Genomic DNA, 278 nt, shown 5'->3' with positions numbered 1-278 from the left:
AGGTGCTGGCGCCCGCCATCCGCTACGCCGAGGAGGGCTTTCCCCTGAGCGAGCTGATCGCCTTCTACTGGGACCGCAACGTCGCGATCCTGCGCGAGCAGCACCTGCCGGGGGCGTTCGCGGAAACCTATGCGCTGGGCGGACACGCGCCGGAGAAGGGCGAGATCTTCAAGAACCCCGACCTGGCCCGCACCTACCGGCTGATTGCCGAAAAAGGCCGCGACGCATTTTACCGCGGGGAGATCGCCGACCGGATCGACGCCTTCATGCGCGCGAAC

At 67.3% G+C, this 278-nt stretch carries 1 protein-coding gene; it reads left to right on the top strand.

The genetic code is table 11. From position 1 onward, the window contains the following. Window positions 1–278 (top strand): gamma-glutamyltransferase (locus RAD04_RS38625; protein ID WP_461627960.1); only part of this gene is annotated, 278 nt, incomplete at both ends.

This window comes from Bradyrhizobium sp. 25ACV, assembly GCF_054863005.1.
Note: the sequence above shows the minus strand (reverse complement) of the source record. Positions and strands in the feature narration are given on the sequence as shown.